This is a genomic window from Streptomyces sp. NPDC005281, assembly GCF_040607495.1.
Lineage (GTDB): Bacteria > Actinomycetota > Actinomycetes > Streptomycetales > Streptomycetaceae > Streptomyces.
Genome location: NZ_JBEXGX010000066.1, coordinates 1 through 18,020, shown reverse-complemented (window position 1 = coordinate 18,020; position 18,020 = coordinate 1). Strand labels below are relative to the sequence as shown.

The 18,020-nt window shown below is 70.2% G+C and carries 14 protein-coding genes and 3 pseudogenes; 14 read left to right on the top strand and 3 right to left on the bottom strand.

Annotated features, from left to right (window positions below; translation table 11 throughout):
• Positions 1-230: 230 nt before the first annotated feature.
• Entirely contained in the window at positions 231-3,341 is a 3,111-nt protein-coding gene (locus tag ABZV42_RS41120) for a hypothetical protein (RefSeq protein ID WP_356057307.1), read from the top strand.
• A gap of 83 nt (positions 3,342-3,424) precedes the next feature.
• On the opposite strand, the gene ABZV42_RS41115 is transcribed toward ABZV42_RS41120, so the two are convergent.
• Together ABZV42_RS41115 and ABZV42_RS41110 are read right to left on the bottom strand one after the other, a co-directional pair.
• Positions 3,425-3,631, bottom strand: coding sequence for a hypothetical protein (locus tag ABZV42_RS41115; protein WP_356057305.1), 207 nt, complete (start codon positions 3,629-3,631; stop codon positions 3,425-3,427).
• Positions 3,632-4,246: 615 nt separating this feature from the next.
• Positions 4,247-4,930, bottom strand: coding sequence for a class I SAM-dependent methyltransferase (locus ABZV42_RS41110; protein ID WP_355986973.1), 684 nt, complete (start codon positions 4,928-4,930; stop codon positions 4,247-4,249).
• Positions 4,931-5,239: 309 nt separating this feature from the next.
• Between ABZV42_RS41110 and ABZV42_RS41105 the strand changes: the two genes are divergently transcribed.
• The 3 genes from ABZV42_RS41105 (at position 5,240) to ABZV42_RS41095 (ending at position 7,821) form a co-directional block, all read left to right on the top strand.
• Positions 5,240-5,773, top strand: coding sequence for a DinB family protein (locus tag ABZV42_RS41105; protein ID WP_355986976.1), 534 nt, complete (start codon positions 5,240-5,242; stop codon positions 5,771-5,773).
• 389 nt (positions 5,774-6,162) lie between these two features.
• Positions 6,163-7,341 (top strand): glycoside hydrolase family 3 N-terminal domain-containing protein, encoded by a 1,179-nt coding sequence (locus tag ABZV42_RS41100; protein ID WP_356057303.1) that lies wholly within the window; start codon positions 6,163-6,165, stop codon positions 7,339-7,341.
• Between the two features lie 96 nt (positions 7,342-7,437).
• Positions 7,438-7,821 (top strand): VOC family protein, encoded by a 384-nt coding sequence (locus ABZV42_RS41095; RefSeq protein ID WP_355986982.1) that lies wholly within the window; start codon positions 7,438-7,440, stop codon positions 7,819-7,821.
• A gap of 37 nt (positions 7,822-7,858) precedes the next feature.
• Here ABZV42_RS41095 and ABZV42_RS41090 read toward each other — a convergent pair.
• Positions 7,859-8,200 (bottom strand): annotated as a pseudogene (locus ABZV42_RS41090) (transposase); the annotation flags it as partial.
• Between the two features lie 43 nt (positions 8,201-8,243).
• Between ABZV42_RS41090 and ABZV42_RS41085 the strand changes: the two are divergent.
• The 10 genes and pseudogenes from ABZV42_RS41085 to ABZV42_RS41040 form a co-directional block, all read left to right on the top strand.
• Positions 8,244-8,933, top strand: a pseudogene (locus ABZV42_RS41085) (helicase associated domain-containing protein); the annotation flags it as partial.
• Between the two features lie 112 nt (positions 8,934-9,045).
• Positions 9,046-9,552, top strand: coding sequence for a helicase associated domain-containing protein (locus tag ABZV42_RS41080; RefSeq protein WP_356057301.1), 507 nt, complete (start codon positions 9,046-9,048; stop codon positions 9,550-9,552).
• Between the two features lie 785 nt (positions 9,553-10,337).
• A complete protein-coding gene (locus ABZV42_RS41075) occupies positions 10,338-10,649 on the top strand; it encodes a hypothetical protein (RefSeq protein ID WP_355986988.1) in 312 nt (103 codons plus the stop codon).
• Between the two features lie 475 nt (positions 10,650-11,124).
• Complete coding sequence (locus ABZV42_RS41070) at positions 11,125-11,664, top strand: hypothetical protein (RefSeq protein WP_356057299.1); 540 nt, start codon at positions 11,125-11,127, stop codon at positions 11,662-11,664.
• A 28-nt stretch (positions 11,665-11,692) separates the two neighbouring features.
• Complete coding sequence (locus ABZV42_RS41065) at positions 11,693-12,625, top strand: hypothetical protein (RefSeq protein ID WP_356057298.1); 933 nt, start codon at positions 11,693-11,695, stop codon at positions 12,623-12,625.
• Positions 12,622-14,445 (top strand): hypothetical protein, encoded by a 1,824-nt coding sequence (locus ABZV42_RS41060; RefSeq protein ID WP_356057296.1) that lies wholly within the window; start codon positions 12,622-12,624, stop codon positions 14,443-14,445. Before ABZV42_RS41065 ends, ABZV42_RS41060 begins: the two co-directional genes overlap by 4 nt.
• The gene (locus tag ABZV42_RS41055) at positions 14,442-15,563 is read left to right on the top strand and encodes a hypothetical protein (RefSeq protein ID WP_356057294.1); all 1,122 of its coding nucleotides are present in this window, start codon (positions 14,442-14,444) and stop codon (positions 15,561-15,563) included. The genes ABZV42_RS41060 and ABZV42_RS41055 overlap by 4 nt, the downstream gene beginning before the upstream one ends.
• 167 nt (positions 15,564-15,730) lie before the next feature.
• On the top strand, positions 15,731-16,816 hold the full coding sequence (locus ABZV42_RS41050; RefSeq protein ID WP_356057292.1) for a tyrosine-type recombinase/integrase: 1,086 nt from the start codon (positions 15,731-15,733) through the stop codon (positions 16,814-16,816).
• The gene (locus ABZV42_RS41045; protein WP_356057290.1) at positions 16,813-17,139 is read left to right on the top strand and encodes a helix-turn-helix transcriptional regulator; all 327 of its coding nucleotides are present in this window, start codon (positions 16,813-16,815) and stop codon (positions 17,137-17,139) included. Before ABZV42_RS41050 ends, ABZV42_RS41045 begins: the two co-directional genes overlap by 4 nt.
• Positions 17,136-18,020: pseudogene (locus tag ABZV42_RS41040) on the top strand (hypothetical protein); the annotation flags it as partial. The gene ABZV42_RS41045 and the pseudogene ABZV42_RS41040, both read left to right, overlap by 4 nt.

Here is an 18,020-nt window from a genome sequence, read left to right as displayed (position 1 = left end):
CAGCTCGGCTGCCTGCTCGTCCGCCGGATAGCAGCGGTACTTGAAAGCCCGCTTGACCTGCTGCGTCACATATCACACGGTATCAAATTCCGTGTGAGCGACGGCTGTCCGCCGGTCGACGGTGCACGCCGGTCCGCCCTGACCGCGAACCGGCTTTCCCAGCCCTGCTCCACAGGAGCTTCGTTTCCTCCCCGGCCTGAAGGCCAGGCTATCCACGAAGGAAAATCCCGATGAGCGCATCCATCGCCCCGCCCACGCTGCTGCGGGCGAGCGCCCTCGCCGTGAGCGACCCGACCTGGCTGGCCGAGGGCTTCCATCTCCGGGTCAGGGTCAGTCCCTGGCTCGGCCTCCCGCTGCACCCCTTCGCCGCCTGGCGGTTGTCCGGCGTCGAGACGGAGGCGATGCCGGTCGTGTGGCGGGACATCCGCGGACGGCGTCTGTCCGTCCCGTTCCGGCTGGAGGACGCCGGCGGGCTGGCCGAGGGGTCCCTCTTCGGCGTCCCCGCCGAGGATCCGTACATCTGGGCCGAGGTCTCGGTGCCCGACGACCGGGGGCTGCGCGTGGACCTGCTGGACGCGCGTCGCACGGCGGGCGGGGGTGACCGTGTCATCGCCACCCGGACCTCGAAGTACTACCGCTTCGGTCACACGCCCGTCGTCCGGCTGAGGGCGACCGGTGCCGGAACCATCGACGAGACGCGAGGAGTACGGCAGTCGAACGTGAACCTGTCCGGCCTCGGTGACATTCGCCCCGAGATCTTCGGGCTGCCGATCAAGTTGCCTCCGTACTGGTACGCGCCGGATCCGGGCGCCTACCCGAGGGACGCCGCCCGGGACCGGGTCGCCTCGGCCGTCCCGCCCCGGCTCGGCCCGCCGGACGCATACGGGCCGGACCCGTCCGGCCCCGATCCGACCGCCGACACGGAAAGGATCATGGAACGGATCGGGCCCGAGTTCGTCGACCCCTGGCTCATGAGCGGCTGGAGCGATCCCGCGACCGCACCGGCCCTCGCCTACTTCGGCGACCGGCTCACCCTGGCGGACGGCCGGACCGGCCGCGCCACGGCACCGGTGACCCCGTCCCTCCTGACGATGTCCGTGGACCCGCAGATCGCCCGGTATCTCGGTCTGGCGACCCTCGTTCCCTACAGCTCCACCGGGCCCGTCGAGGACTGCACCATCTGGCTCGTCGCGGCCCGCTGGGCGGTGCAGGAGCAGCGTGTGGTCCAGGAGCCGGGCAGCCCCTTCACCGGCCCGGTCACCCTGGGCGACGTTCTCGGCCCGCCGCTTTCGCTGCCCGGCAACCTCGACCAGACGCTCGACAGCCTCTTCCCCGACGCGCCGGGCATCATCGCCGGCCTTTCCTCCCTGGACGGGGGCGAGTCCGGCCCCTGGAGTTGCCACACGCTGACGGCGCTCGCGGTCGCGCCGGGCGACGCGCAACAGGATCCTCCCGATCCCTTCCGGCTCGCCGCCGATTCCCCCGGTGCCTGGAACCCGTACGCCGACCCACGGCAGCCCGGACCCGAGAGCTGGCGGCAGACGCTGTCCCTCGGCGACGTCCCGGCCCCCGGCATGGTCGGATTCGTCCGGACGGCTCCGGGGAAGTCCGTGCCGCTGAACCGTTTCGAGCCGCCCGACGGCCAGGGTTACGTCAGCCGGGCCCTGCCGCTCGTACCGAACTGGGCCGGCAACAACCGCCGGGTCCTGGAGGACGGCGCGGTCCCCGCCGACCCGGGCGGCGCGAGCTGGCGGGTGTGGGGCGCCGACGAGTTCGGCCAGTGGTCCGACGGCTCCGACCTCGCCGCACCTCCGCCCGACCGCCCCGCCCCGCCCCCGCCCGTGATCGAGGCGACGTTCGACGCGGACGCCGACGACGGGACGAGCGAACCGCGCGTGCCGGGCACCCTCCGTCTGCGGTGCACCGTCCCGGACTCCGGGCACACGGCCCCCGGCAGTGTGCCCGTCGCCGAACTACGGGTCGAGGCCGACGGGTTCGCGCTCACGCCCGAGCCTGCCGCCGAGAACCAGGAGGTGCTTCTGACCGCCCGGCCCACGCCCTTCACTGTGGGACAGCGGCGGAGGGTGCCGGTCGTCGCCTGGTTCGTCGACGCCGGGGGCACCGAGTCGCAGAGACGCACGGTCCTCGTCCCCGCCCATGACGCCCGGTCACCGCGGGTCGTGCCAACGTCGCCGACGATCGTCTGGACCGCGAGGGCGGACTCGACGGGCCTGGCCGAACTGTCGCTGCGCTGGCCGCCGCGCACCGGGGCCGCCCGTTACCGGGTCTACCTCGGGGACGCCCGGCGCCTCGCCGGGTCACTCGCCACGCCCATGATCTTCCCGGCGGATTCCGTCCGGGCCACGCAGGCGCGGCTGCTGCACGCCGTCGCCAACCGCTTCACCGACAAAGGGGCGTTCACGTTCCTCGGGGAGACCGGCGACACCACGGAGGCCGACGGCACGATCCATTTCTCCACCCGGCTTCCAGGAGGACTGCGCAGCGTCCAGTTCGTCCGGATCGTCCCGCTCACCACCGGTGGCGCGGAACCGCCGTTCGCGGCATGCGGTCTCGTACCGGTCGCCGTCCCGAGCGCCGACCGCCCGCAACCGCCCCTGGTGGACGCCGTCACCACCGCCGGCGGCGGGGTCACCCTCACCGTTCGGGCCCAAGGCCTGCGGCCGGAGCTGCTCGCCGCGGCGGCCGGCCGGCCGCCCGAGTTCCGGGTCCGGCGTACCCGTTCGGGCGCCGACCGCCACTTCGCCCCGGTGTGGACGACCGGAAAGCTGACCGCGCCGGACAACGGCGCCCCGTGGACGGCCATCGTGACGGTCCCGGCAAGCGGGCTCAGTCCCTTCGTGCACACCGACTGGTTCGCCGAGGTGCGCTGTCCGTCCGAGCCGCCCCTGCCGCCGGGGACGACAGCCGAACCCGTCGACGGTGGTGTGGAACCCGTATGGGGAGCGATCGGGGACGAGGCCGAGGGGGCTTGGAGCGAACCCTCGCTGCCGGCCGTGTCCCTGCTCGTCCCCGCCGGTCCACCCACGGCTCCCGCCGCTCCGGTGCTCACCACGGCGGCCGACGGCTCGGTGACGCTCGCGCTCAGCGGCCTGCCGACGACGCACCCCGCGTCGCAGAGCCCGTACCGCCTGGAGATCTACCGGGGCACGCCCGACAGCGTGCCGCAGGAGCGTGCGGTGCTGTCCCTCGCCTCCGCCGCCCTGTCCTGGCAGGACGCCGCGCCGGTTCCGGCGGACGCCCGCTACGCCCTGGTCGTCGTGGACCCGCTCGGCCGGCGCAGCCCCGTCACCGAGGCCGCCGTGACCGGTCACGCGCCCTAGACATCACGGCAGCCGCCCGGAAGCCGTCGGCTTCCGGGCGGTCGAGTCGGTCAGGCGTACTGCGCCGGCCGTGTACGAAGGGATCAGCCCTGCTGCGTCCCGGGCGGGAGCGCCAGGCCGGCGGGCGCGCCGGACCAGGTGTGCTCGGCCGCGGTGGGCGCCGAAGGCCGGAGGGGCGGCATCACCCGCTGCAGGTCGCTGCGAATCCGCTCGGCCTCACCTCGGACCTGCGCGGGGACGTCACCGCGCTCCGCGACGAGCTGGCGGTAGATCGGGGCTTCCTGGAACACGGACAACGCGTCCTTCCTGTCGGGGCCTCGCGCCGGACACGGAGGCGGTTGCCGAGTGTACGGGCCTCCCGGGCCCCCTCCGTTCCAACGCTGGACCTCGGCGGCCCCGTCGCACGCCCGACGGGTCGTGGCCGACGGAGAACACGGCTTCCCGTGTCCCCTGGTCAGCCCCAACAGGCCGCGCGGGAGCGGTTCTTCGGCAGCGACCGATTTCCTCCCCGGGGGCGGATGTGCATCAGGCCACACTGGTGCCGGTCGGGGTTCGGCGGGGCGGACGGCCCCGGCCAGGTTCCGTGCGGCGGGACCCCTGGGCCCGGGCTTGGTCGCGCGCTGGGGTCGGGTTCCGTGCGGGGGAACCCCGGGCCAGGGGTTGGTTCCGTGAGGCAGAACCCCGGGCCCGGGTGTGGTCCCGGGCTGCCGTCCTGGCTGCCGCCCACGCGCTGGGCGGGTTGCCGAGGGTGCCGGCTTCCTGCGGCGGCGGGCATCGGCGCCGGTGGTGGTGCCCAACCACCGGACTCATGCGTCCGGTGGTGCCCGGCCACCGGACCCACGCGCCGAGGGGGCCGGAACGGCGACGGGCAGGGATCCGGGGGCGGAGGGGGCGACGGCTGCTCGTCAGTCCGCCGCCGGCGCGGAGGCCTTGCGGGCGAGCAGGTGAACCTCCTGGAACTGGCGTCGATCGGCGGGCTGAGGCTCACGGATCATCCGGGCCACCTCGTCCAGCCCGGTCTCGCGCAGCATCGCGGAAAGGTGATCGGGCGACCAGCGATGGGCCGGCGTGACCGCGTGATCGAAGACCTGCGTCGGATGAGAGGAATCCTCGGTGGCCCAGAATCCGACCAGAAGATGGCCGCCTGGCGCGAGGACGCGATGGAACTCCGCCAGAACGTCCGGTACTTCGCGCGGCGGGGTGTGAATGATGGACCAACGGGAGAGTACGCCGTCCAGCGCGCCGTCGGCGATGTCCAGCGCGGCCATCGCGCCCACCTCGAAACGCAGGCCCGGACAGGCCTGCCGAGCCAGCTCGACCATCACGGAAGAGGCGTCGACACCGAACACGTCCAGACCCAACTCGCTGAGATGGGCGGTGACATGGCCGGGCCCACACCCCAGATCCGCGACCTGCGCTCCCCCATCGGCCCTACCTGACCCGGCGGCCTCGACTGCCTCGGCGAAGACGCTCAACATGGCCCGGTCCAAGGGCCGCTGACTCAACTCGCCCCGGAACAGCCGCGCGTACTCGGGAGCTGCGGCGTCGTAAGCCTCACGGACGACACCCAGACCTTCATGTTCAATCACACGCCGGACGGTAACTCCTGCCACTGACACCAAGCGGGAAATCCCTGCCCCCTGGCCAGACCGGCCCACCGCACCTCGCGCCTCCCCCGACGCAGTCACCGGTCACCGATCACCGGTCGCCCAGACCCGCCACCACTCACCACTCACCACTCATGCAACCCCCATCACTGCCCATCACCACCCCGCCACCCCACCGCCGCGCCTGACGGGCTGCGCGCCGCGAACAGCGTTGACTGCGACGGAGCGCACCCGCGGACACCTCGGGCACGCCTCCCCCACCCGCTCCCCTCGACACCGACAGGTGGTCCTATGCACGACCTCACAGCACTGCTGCGCGAATACGACCGTGCCTGTGCCTACACCGACGAACTGTGGAAAGACCTCACCCCGGACGAGGTGACCTGGCGCCCGCACGAGAACTCCAGCGCCATCGGCTGGCACCTCGGCCACCAGGCCCACGTCGCCCACTTCATGATCCGCAACCTCACCGCGGCGGAGCCCAGCCCCGATCCGGAACTGGACGGAATCATGGACTCGGCGAATCCGGAGAAGTTCCGCGGCGCGCTGCCCACGGTCGAACGGCTCACCATGTTCCGCGCCACCGTCGCCGAACGCGTCCACGCCCGTATCGGCGACATCGCGACCGGAAACGTCGGTGCCCCCGCCCAGCTGACCATTGTCGCCACGCACCTGCTGACCACGCTCGTCAACCACGAGTACCAGCACGACCAGTGGATCGGCGAGGTCCGTTCCGACAGCCTCGGCCACGTGCTCCCGCCCGACCCCTCATCGGACCGGCTCACCCGCCTCGACGGCTACCTGGTCCTCGACGCCTACGCCTGACCGCTGGACCGGGTGGCGCCCCTCTCGTCCGGGCATCGCACCGGAACAAGCGGCAGCGGCCGAGTTCGCGGGGCGCCGAGCCGCGCATCCGGCGGGACTTCCGCCGCCCTTCGGCCTCGCGCCCATTCTCGCCGCGTCGGGCACTCCCGTCCACTTCCGCACCGGGCGCTGTGCGGTGTCAGGGGCTGACGGCCCCGGTGATGGCACCGATCTGCGAGCGCGTCCTCAGACCCGTCAAAAGGCATCCCGTACGCCCAGATGCAGCCAATGTGCGCGGAGGTACGCTGGAAACGGCAACCGACTACCCGCTGAAGATATAAGCGGCCCGCAGCAGGCGCCCTCGGAGTAGCTTCATGGCATCACACCGGTCGCACACCCGTCGTTCCGGCATGAACCGGCGTGTCTGGATCGCGTCCTCGCTGGCGCTGTCGATCGCGGCGGCCGGCGTGGCAGGCGTACAGATCTCGCAGGCCGCCGCGATCGACCCGTCCGTTCCGGCCTCGAAGTCGGCGGCGACGACCTGCGCCGACCGGACGTACTCGGCGATGACGGCCTCGCAGCGGGTCGGTCAGCTCTTCATGGGATCGGTCACGCCGTCCGCACCGGACAGCGCGCGGATCGCCCTCATGCGCCAGTACCACGTCGGCTCGGTGTTCCTCGCCGGCCGGAGCAAGGCCGGGACCGCGGCGACCAAGACCCTTGCCGACAGTCTTCAGGCGAAGGCGGACAGTGTGGCCGGGCATCGTGTCGGCCTTCTGGTCTCGACCGACCAGGAGGGCGGACAGGTGCAGGTACTGACCGGCCCCGGCTTCTCGACCATCCCGAGCGCGCTGACCCAGGGAACGTGGACGACGACGAAGTTGCGCGGCGAGGCCGCCACGTGGGCCAAGCAGCTCAAGTCGGCCGGCGTCAATCTGAACCTCGCGCCCGTGGCGGATGTCGTGCCGGCGAGTCTGGGCACGGCCAACGCTCCGATCGGCCGGTTCAACCGCGAGTTCGGTCACACCGCAGCGACTGTGGCTCCTCACAGCAACGCGTTCCTCGAGGGCTCGGCCCAGTCCGGGGTGCTGGCCACGCTCAAGCACTTCCCGGGACTCGGTTACGTCCGGGGCAACACCGACACCACTGCCGGCGTCGTGGACACGGTGACCACGAGCACGAGCCCGAGCGTCACCACGTTCAAGTCCGGCATCGACGCCGGGGCGCCGTTCGTCATGATCTCCTCGGCGACGTACAGCAAGATCGACGCGAGGAACCGCGCCGCGTTCTCCCCCACGGTGATCCAGACCATGCTGCGCAAGAACATGGGCTTCAAGGGCGTCGTGATCTCGGACGACCTCGGCAACGCGGTGGCGGTGAAGGCCGTGGCGCCGGGCGACCGCGCGGTCAAGTTCATCTCGGCGGGCGGTGACGTGGTCCTGACGGTCGAACCGAATCTGATCCCGGCCATGACCAAGGCCGTGCAGAACCGGATGACGCAGAGCTCGACCTTCCGCTCGCAGGTGAGCCAGAGCGTTCACCGCGTCCTGAACGCCAAGCAGAAGGCGGGCCTGCTGACCTGCGGCTGACGGCGGCAGATCCGGTCGGCTGCCTGCTCGCGGATCACCCGGTCGCCCTTGAAACCGTGCACGACAGGATCGGGATTCATGGTGCAAGGTACCGGCATGAGATCCCGGACGGGCGGCATGTGGTGGGGAACGACGATCGAGGCGCCGGACCCGAGCGGCCTGGCGAACTTCTACGCCCAACTCCTCGGCTGGCACGTCGGGCACGAGAAGCCGGGAACGGCCGTCGTCGCCGCTTCGCCCCAAGGACCGTTCTTCGTGTTCCAGCAGGCGGACGGCTACAGGGCTCCGGTCTGGCCTCCGGCCGACGGGGAGCAACGGCCCATGATGCACTTCGACTTCCAGGTCGGCGATCTGGAAGCGGCGGTCGCCGAGGCAGTCGCCCTGGGCGCCACCGTGGCGGAATTCCAGCCGCAGCCGAACGTACGCGTCCTCTTCGACCCGGCCGGACACCCGTTCTGCCTGTGCCTCGACGAGACATGAGCTGGGCCGGCATCACTATGGATCGCCGCCAGACCTACGCGTAGAGGGAGAGGATCCGGTCGTTGAACCCGGCGAGCCGACGGGCGTGCTTCGGGACCAGACGCGGTTCGAAATCGCCGTTGCGGTCCCGTGGAACCGCCAGCGTGACTGCCCCTGCGTCGGTGAGGACGGTCTTGGACGAAGTCCCGTTGCGGGAGTTCCCCGAGCCGTGACCTGCGGTATCTCCACGTTCGTAGCCGAGGTGTTCGCCCATGTCGGCTTCCAGGGCCCGCTCCAGCACGGCCCGGGTGATCTCCGTCAGCAGCCCACCTTCACCGAGCAGGGCTGCCCCTGAGGCGTCAGCCTTGTCGAGCAGTCGCTCGACGACCTCGTCAACCATCTCGTCGTCGGCCACGGACGCGGCCGCTTCGTCTTTGTCCGCCATGACTCGTCCGATCCGCCCGGCCCAAGGGCCCGAGGCCGAGCCCCGGACCAGGCTTCCACATCACGGACTTACACGATCATTCAGAGACGTTCATCCCCGGATCCGCAACAGCCGTACCGGGGCCGAACAGGACGGTGCGGAGGGCGAGTTCGAGAACGAAGACCGGGGCGAGGGCCAGGGCAAGGGTCGGGACGAGGGCCAGGGCGACGGTCGGGACGAGGGTCGGGAGCGGAATGTCGTGCGGGTGAGTGGGGTAGCGGCCGGGGTACTGCGGTTCAGTGAGGAGCGCGATCCGTTCGCGCTGCCGCAGTTCATCCGGCTGCGGATCATCGCCCCCGAAGGAGCCTACTGGCGCCGCGGCATCGAGGCCGCGAGCCGGTGGCTGCGCGAGAGCGGCAACGTGGAGCTGCGGGTGCCTTACGTCTTCGCCGTCCCGGAGGACTGGGGTGGCGCGGTGGGTGGGTTTCCGCTGGGGCGGTGGCTGGCAGATGTACAGCGCTCCTACGCGGCCGGCACGCTGGAGGCCAAGCGCGTCGTCGAGCTCGAGGTGCTGGGGATGGTGTGGTCGGCGTGGGACAGTGCCTGGGCTGACGGTCTCGCCGTGGCGAAGGACTATGCGGCCGTCCACGGGCACTTCCTCCCACCCACCAACGCGCTCTGGGGCGGTGACGGCGGTCTGGCCATCGGGACCTGGGCCAAGAACCAGCGCGCAGCCGCCCGCAAGACCCGTGAGAACGCCAAACGGCGCGCCGTCGGGGAAACCAGGCGTGCCCTACACAGACGAACTGTCAGAGAGCCGCATGGACGCCCTCGACGCGATCGACCCGGGCTGGTGCCCGGCATGGGGCATCGACTGGCAACGCAGGTTCACCTTGACACTCGCCCACGTCCGGGCCGGCGGAACCCTGCCCGTGCGGGCGGGCGGGATCATCGTGCAGGGCGAAGACCTCGGCGCCTGGACCCGGCCGCAGCGGGCGGGGTGGGAGAAGCTGACACCGGTACAGCAATGGCTCCTCGACAGCGTCCTCGGCATCGAGCCGCTCACACCAGAAGAAGCCGCGGCGCAACCGACGCGACGGACACAAGCCGACCGGTGGGCTACCCACCTCGCCGCCACCCGCCAGTACCACGCCCGCGAAGGCCACCTCCACGTCCCAAGGAAGCACATCGAGGAGTTGGCCGGTGAGGATAGGGAGAGCGGCACGTCCGTCCGACTCGGGGGATGGCTCGAAAACACCCGACGACGAGCCAGCAAACTCACCCCAGAACGCCGAACAGCACTCGACCAACTCGGCATGCACCGGTAGATCACGTGGGGTGTAGTCCGCGTGCTCCTGCGGCAGCGGGTTGTCCGGCCGCGGACGTGCCTCAATGCTCCATGCGGGTGGATGCGGCCAACCCTCACATGCGGGCCGCTCCCCTTTCCCGTTCAGCGTGCTTCTATCGGCGTCCGCCCTCAACCTGATCATCAGGCGCCCGATGTTGAGATGCGGTGGCGCGGTTTCAGGGAGCGCCGCAGCTCGTGGCTCCGCCGGGGCAGGTGACGTTGTCGTTGGACACCGCGCCCGCGAGCATCAGTACCAGGACGATGAGAGCCAGGATGATCCCAGGTACGTTGTCTGCAGCCCAACTGCCATGCTCGCGCGGAGGTTTCGGAGCGCTGGGCTGTGGGCTCGCAGGGTCGCGTGCGGGCTCGGCACCAGGCCCATCGCCATCGTGCCCCTCTGTCACCGTTGCATCACCCGCCGTCGTTGTCCCTTTCACGATGACACGGCATCGGACCTCATCCGTCAAGCCCCGCGCCATATGGGCTCTCCGAGGAAGTACGCAGCGTTGAGGCCTTGTCCATCCATGGGCAGGTACCCACTGTCTGTACTTCCGCCCGCCCATCACCGCTCATCCCTTCAGCGTGGAGCTGCACCGCCCGGGATCTGCCTCGACGTCGCCCGCTCCTACGCCGCTGTCCACGCCCACTTCCTCCCGCCGGCCACAGTGGTGTGGGAGGGCGCAGTGGTGGGGGTGTTCGCCAACCTGTTCCTGAACCTCAGCCGACGTGGTCCGCGTCCATGTAGCGTCGGCGCCAGGGGATGCGATGAGCTTCGACGAGAACGAACCGCAAGCTGTTCGCGAGCAGCGCTTCGCGGCAGAACGGGCCGTACGCAGAGCGGCTCGCAAGGCTGTGTCGCTCGACCTGCGGGGAGCCCACGTCGGCGCGGTCATCGTGACCGTCGCCCTGGTGCTCCTCAGCTGGTTCGGCAGGCTGGTCGCTCTGGGCATCGTCAGCGGAGTCTTTCTGCTCTGGTTCGCCTCAGCCCTCGCGTGGGCTTACGCCGACGGGGACCACGGTCGACACGCCCTCCAGCGGGCGTACAACGTCACCTTCGGATGGGGCGACGGATTCTGAACACCAAGGCCGAAGCAGAGGGGCGGTTTGACGAGGGATGTCGACCCGATGGGGAGCGGTCCGCAGTACGCCGATGAGCTGACGACCGACGTCGTGCGCCCACGGCGCCGTCAGCCGGGGGCGTGAAGACGGACTCCAGTGCATGCCTGCGGCGTCTGTAGGGCCACCCTGTCGTGTCGGTGCCGGACAGGCGCAGGAGGTCGAATGCGACGAAGTGTGCCGGCCATTCGTCCGCGGCCCGGACCGCCCCGGCACCACGCTGCAGCCTCGAAGGCGAGCCGTCCCGCCTCCCATACGATCAGTTCGCCGTCGAGCGAGGTCGCATCGGGCAGCTGCGCGGTGCCGTCCACGATTTCCGGGAAACGCCGGCGCAAGCGCAGCTCTACCCGGCCTGCGTCGACGGAGAGCAGAGCCCGGTACCCGTCCCACTTTGGTTATGCGCTGTTGAACTGTCTGCAGGATAGAGTCCGGCGCCATGTCGATCACGGGATGGCGGGTGCACTTCACTCGCCGGGAGCTGGCACGGCCATGCAAAGTGACGCCGTTCATGCGGGAGTTCGGATCGCTTTTCGCCGGACTCGATGGATGGTTGGACGAGCGGGGGGTCCCGGAGGGGCAGCCGTTCCTGCTCAGCCCGAAGGGCCAGTACGACGTCGAACTGAATCGGTATTTCTCGGTGTGGCTGGCGTCATCGCCGTGGAACACGCAGGCTGCCCACGCTCGTGATCTGCGTACGTTCTTCGACTTCCTGTGGTTTGCGCGAGACGAGTGCAGTTGGCGGGATGCGACGGCAGACGACCGCGCGGCGTATGAGTGGTGGCGCCGGCGGGACGAGCATGGACCGCGCGTTGAAAACGGCACCTGGGACCGGGAGGTGTCCACGGTCAACCAGTTATCTGTGGGCGATCGAGCAGGATCTTGTACGGGCAAACCCGATCCGGCAACGTGCCGCGGCCGCGTGGGCGCCGTGGACCGGCGGCGCCGGGCGCGGAGCCGTGCGACAGGTTCCGGCTGAGGCGTCGCACACGGGGCCGCGGGGCGAGGTGAAGTGGCTGCCGCCCGCGTCGTACCGGGTGTGGCGGAACGTGGGTCTGTGCGGCTTCGACGCGGGGGAACTGCCTCGGCCGTCGTTCCGTGGCCGGTGGGCGGCGCGGAACGCGGCGTACGCGGACAGCATGGTCCGTACGGGCCTGCGGTTGTGCGAGCAGTCGGCACTGACGGTGTTCGAGCTGCCGGAGATGCCGTCTGCCGGATCGGGCATCGTCAACGCACGTACGGTGCTGCCGCAGGCGATCGCCAAGGGCTGTTCGGGGCGGGCGGTGTACTGGCCGGTGCCGGCATTGCGAGATGTGCGCGATTACATGGAGTGGGACCGCCGCGAGAGCCTCGACTACGGCCGCTCGCGCGGCTTCTACAGCCCCACCCGGCGCTCGCTGCTGGTGGAGGACCCCTCCAGACCGGTGGTGCGGATGGCGGGCCGGTGGCTTCCGGTGGCCCGGCTGGATGCCGGTGAGCGGCGGCGCCTGCTGGTGGCCACGCCGGAGGGTGGGTGGGAGCCCGCGATGGTGTGGCTGAACCAGTGGGGCCTGCCGATGAGCATGTCCGGGTGGAAGCAGGTCTTCGCCGATGCCAACGCCCGCTGCCGCACACAGGATGTCGGCGTGCGGGCGACGCCGCACATGCTGCGCCACTCGTATGCGGTGATCACCCTGGAGCTGTTGTGGCGGGGGCATCTGCAGGCGCTGGGCGAGATGAATGAGCAGCAGCGGCTGACCTATCAGCGGGTGTTCGGGGATCCGTTGAACTGGGTGCGGATCAGGCTCGGTCACCGGTCGGCGACCACCACGGCGATCTATCTGCACACGTTGCAGGAACTGGAGATGCGTACGCGGCTGGAGCTGGTGCCGGAGGGGGCTTGGGAGCCGGCGGGCTTCAGCGCGGAGGGCTGGCTGGAGCGGTCGGAGGTGGCTGCGTGAGCGGGGATCCGGCGCGCGCGGGGCGCGGGCGTACGGCGGCGGTGCCGGACGGCTTCTATCAGCAGCCGCCCACAGTGGAACTGCCCGAGGATGGCGGCGCACCGGTGGTTCGTTTCACCGGGGAGGACGGCCGCGAATGCGTCTTCCGGTTCGAGGAGCTGCCGCTGGAGGGGCTGCACCGGGACTTCGCCCACGCGCTCGGTGCGCGGATCGGGCCGGGCGGCGGGCGCCGTACGCAACGGGCGGCGACCTCCCACTGGCAGTCGGTCAAGCGGTTCTTCCTGCTCCTGGACCAGCTGCCCGCGCCGCCCGGGTGCGTGGAGGAGCTTCGGGTGCGTCATCTGCAGCGTTATCTGATGACCCGGCGGGAGACATGTGTTGAGAAGTCGGCCCGCAAGAACCTGCAGGACCTGCTGCTGCTCATGCGCGCGCTGCCAGGCCAGGGCCGGCTGGACAGCCAGGTGGCGGACTTTGTCGGGCAGCGGGGGCACGGCGTGGACGCCCAACAGGCTGGCCAGCCCGGGTACTCCGACCGCGAGTTCCAGGCGATCATGGCCGCCGCCCGCTCCGACGTCGTGGCCATCCGCGACCGGATCGCGGCTGGCGAGGCGCTCCTGCAGCAGTTCATGCACCGGCCCGGCTCGCTGTCCGTCGCCGACCGGGAACAGGGGGCGCGGCTGGAGGCGATGGCCCGCACCGGGCGGGTCCAGGTGGACTTCCGCGGCCTGGCGGTGGGCGAGTTCCCGGCGGCCTGCTACGAGCAGGCGCGGCAGCTGTTCGTGGTCGCCGAGGACCTCACCCCGCTGCTGGTCTACGCGGCCGGGCTGACCGGACGGAACCCGGAGACGCTCAAGGAGCTGCCTGCCGAGCATCGGCTGGTGGAAGACCGGGCGGTGGCGGTGACACTGGTCAAACGCCGTCGGGGCAAGGCCAACTCGCGCACCAGTGTGCACTGGAGCGTCGACGCGGACCCGGCCCGGCAGCTGCGGACCGCGGGCAGTTTCTATCTGCTGCTGCACCGGATCATGGCCCGCAGCCGCGGGTTTTCCGCTACGGCGTCGGTGTGGTCGATCTGGGCCGGCAACGGGCACGGCGCCGTCCATAACGCTTCAACCGGCGGGCACACCGGCCCGTTCGACGCCGAGCTGGCCCGCAAGCTCCACCTCGGCCACTGGGCCCAGGAACACGGTTTGTCCGGGGACGATGGGGCGCCGTTGCAGATGAAGCTGACCCGGATCAAGAAGACGGTCGAGGCCCGCACGGCCAAACAGGTCGGCGGACATCTGCCGTCCGCACGGTTGACGAACACGGCGGAGACGTCCTTCGCCCACTATCTGCGCGGGGACCCGTTTATCACCGAGTGGGCCGCCGAGGTCCTGACCGATGCGATCACGGACGCCGAACAGCACGCTCGCGCGGTCGTGCTTCGCCTGGGCGGCGCGGATGCCGGCACCGTGGCTGAGGATGTGCGGCAGCGGGCCGCGGCCGGTGAGCTGGACACGCTCGCCGCCGCGTGCGCGGATATCGAGCACGGTCCGGATGGCGGCCGGTGCCGGGAGTCGTTCCTGGCCTGCTTCGGCTGTCCGAATGCCCTGGTACTGGAGCGGCACCTGCCCGCACTGCTCGCGCTGACCGACACCCTGCGCGAGGACCTGCAGCGGCGGGAAGCCGAGCAGTGGGCAGCCCGGCACGGGGCGACCTGGCAGATCATCACCCGCGACATCCTGCCCCGGTTCAGCCCGGCCCAGCGCGCCGCGGCCATAAAGGCCAAGCCCGTCCTGCCGCTCGGTCTGCTGGACGGCCCGAAGGAGCAGGCGTGAGCAGTGCCGTCGATCCCGCTGGACAGTCCGAGCTGGTCCCCGGCGACGCCCTGGTGCTGGCCGGGCGTCCGCTGCGCGCCGACTGCGCCTTGGAGGAGACCTCCCGTTACGCCGACGACGTTTGGGTGCTGACACCGGCGTGGCTGCGCGTCGACCACATGCTGTTCAAGCTGGACTTCACCCTGGTCCCGCCGTCGCTGCGTGCTACCGCCAAGCGGCTGTTCTACGCCCTGCTCACCCAGGACCTCCCGCCGGGCGAGCTGCCGATCTCGATCAGCAGCATCCGCACCTACTTTGGCTGCGTGCGCCGCTTCTTGCTGTGGGCGGATCGCCGCGGCCGCATGCTGGCGCAGATCACTGGTGAGGACCTGGACGACTACCACCGGGACGTGGTTGCCCTGCGGCTATCGGCCGGTGGCACCAAGGGTCACCGTCGCGGCGTGCGGATGCTGTGGGCTTTTCGCACTCGGCTTCCCGACCACCTTGCGCAGGATCCGCTGCGGCGCTCTGCCTGGCAGGCATGGGTGCGAGCCCACTCCCGGCGCAGCGGGGAGAACCTCACCGACCGCGTCCCGGAGCAGGTCCTCGGTCCCCTGCTGACCTGGGCGCTGCGCTGGGTCGATGACTTCGCCGACGATGTCCTCGCCGCCCGCGCCGAGCGCGACACCATCGACGCCCGCCCACCGGCAGGCACCGACCCGGTGGCGGCGCTGCACCTACTCCTCGACGACCACCGGTGCCGCGGGCAGCGACTGCCCGCGGCACCGCCGCGCCTGGCCCCCGCGCGACGCCGGCCGGAGGCGTTCCCGAGCGTCAGCCACCTGGCCCGGCTGCTGGGCTTTCCCAAGCACCGGCTGAACAAGGGCACACCCCTGCGGATAATCGCCGAGGCGGCCCGTGACCTAGGAGTAGACACCGACTGCCCGCTCGCCCACAGCGTCCGAGGGCAGTTGGAGGGGCGGCCGTGGCTGGAGTACATCTCGTACTACGAGGCGGGCCGGATGGAGCGGCTTTTGCAGGTGTCCTGCTGGATCGTGATTGCCTACCTCTCCGGGATGCGCGATTCGGAGAACGAGGCGGAGTTGCATCTGATGCAGCACTCCGCAAGGTTCAAGTAAGCGCGAATCAGCGGGTGATGGGCCTCCGCTCCGCCATCCTCTCGCACTGCGCAGGCGATCTACCAGCGACTCTTGCGCTCCGTCGATGCCATCACAACAATGATGCGTCTAACGCAACGGAGGTTGGAGTGGCGAAAGCGGCCGATTTGGCAGGTGCGGCACACCTGATGCTCGTAGACGGGATCTCCTACATGGACCCCGCGCCCGCCGTGTTCGAGGCCATGCTGGAGGGGTGGACCAAGCAGCAGCGGGCCCGCTTTCTGAAGTGGGACGGGACCATCAAGCCGCGGCTGTCGCTGGTCCGCCGGTTCGCCGAGTTCTCCAACCAGTACCCGTGGCAGTGGCAGCCGGCGGAGGTCGAGGCGTTCATCGACCACCTGCGCACGAAGACGCCGACGTTCACTGTGTCGACCGGCCGCAACTACCAGAACCACCTCCGGATGTTCTGCGACTTCATCACCGATCCGCGCTACGGCTGGATGTCCGTCTGCCAGGAACGCTTCGGCGAGGTGCCGGTCCAGATCCTGCACGAGTGGAACACCGTCACTCACGTCAGCGAGTACGAGGGCGACCCGAGCCGCCGACCGCTGACCTACGACGAGATCCAGGACCTGTTCGACGCCGCCGACGGACGGGTCGAGGAGATCCGAAAGCGCGGCCGCAAGGGTGCTTTGACCGCGATGCGCGACTCCTCCCTGCTCAAGACCTACTACGCCTACGGCATGCGGCGCCGGGAGAACGTCGGCCTCGACCTCGCCGACCTGCGGCGCAACCCGAAGGCCCCGCAGTACAAGCGCCACGGAGCGGTGTTCGTACGCTGGGGCAAGTCCTCCAAGGGCAGCCCGCCCAAGCGCCGCACCATCTTCACCGTCCCCGAGATGGACTGGATCGTCGACGACCTCGACCACTACCTGACCGAGGTCCGGCCCCGCTTCAACGTCGGCAAGCACCCCGCGATCTGGGTCACCGAACGCTCCGGGCGCCTGTCGCGCCGGTCGGCAAACGAAGCCTTCCAGGCCGCCAAGCAGGCCGCCAGCCTGCCCGAAGAACTCGAATTGCACTGCCTGAGACATTCCTATATCACACATTTGACCGAATTTGATTACCCGGAACGGTTCATCCAAGACCAGGCCGGTCACGGCTATGCCAGCACGACGGCCCTCTATACCGGCGTCTCGGACGAGTACCGCAACCGGCTGGTGCACAAGAAGCTGGGCCAGCGATACCCCGGCATCTGGGAGGACGCGAAGTGATGAAGAAGATGGGCTACCGCTGGAACCTGCGCAAGCTCATGGCCGACCGGGAGATGTTCCAGACCACCGACCTGGTGCCGCTGCTGGCCGAACGGGGCGTCACCCTGTCGCGCGAGCAGGTCTTCCGCCTGGTAACGCAGCCGCCGCAGCGGATGTCGATGGACACCCTCGCGGCTCTGTGCGACATCCTCGGCTGCCAGCCAGGCGATCTCATTGAGGTCCAGGTCGTCAACGAAGAGGTACGCAAAGCCGCCGGCGGCGAGACGCCCGGCCCGCTGCCGGCCGTGCGCCGGACCTCGATCCGGCGACCGGAGGGCCTGTGACCGCGCCCTCGCCGACCGCTCCGTCGGTCGTCGCCCGTCTTGCCGCGCAGGCGGCTCGGATGGAAGCCGCCACGAACGCCGCCGTTCTCCAGGTCACCACGGTTCTGCCGGCCCTCAGCACCGCCGACGCGAACGCGGTGTTGGAGGCGGCGGTGCCGATTCCCGTCCGCGGCGCCGCTCGGTTCCTGGAGGAGCTGGCCGATCACATGACAGCTCACCCCGATGCCCTGACCTCGGGCAGCTCTCTTTGCCCACCTGTTCTGCTGCTACTGGCCGAGGTGCTGCATGAAGCCGGCCATCCGGTCGTTCGCCCTGGATGCGCGCACTGCGGCAAGATCCGGTCCGACCTGCGGCAACTCCGGCCTGAAGGACGGGTCTGCGGTTCGTGCGACGCCCGAAGCCGCAACCGCGAAACCTGCGCACGATGCCACCGTGACGGCCAGCGGGTCACTGCCCGGCGCCCGGAGGGCCCGATCTGCCATCGCTGCTACCGCGCGGACCCCGCCACGTTCGAGGAGTGCGCCGACTGCGGTCAGCTCCGACACCCGGTGGTGCGACGGGACGACGGCCGAGGGCTGTGCATGAAGTGCTGGAAACGCCCGATGCACACCTGCGTGAGCTGTGGGAAGTCCGCGGCGGCCGCCCTCGTTGACGACGACGGCGCACTCTGCCACCTCTGCTACAACCGTCATCGCCGGCCCCGGCGGCTTTGCGGCCGGTGCGGACAACTCAAGCGGATCGCCTGCAACGCACGCGACGGGCAGCCGGACCTCTGCGACGGCTGCTACCAGGGCCCCGAGGCGACCTGCTCGGTCTGTAGCCGGGTCCGCCCCTGCACCAGCCGCGATCAGCAGGGCCAGCCGATCTGCGCCACCTGCTAC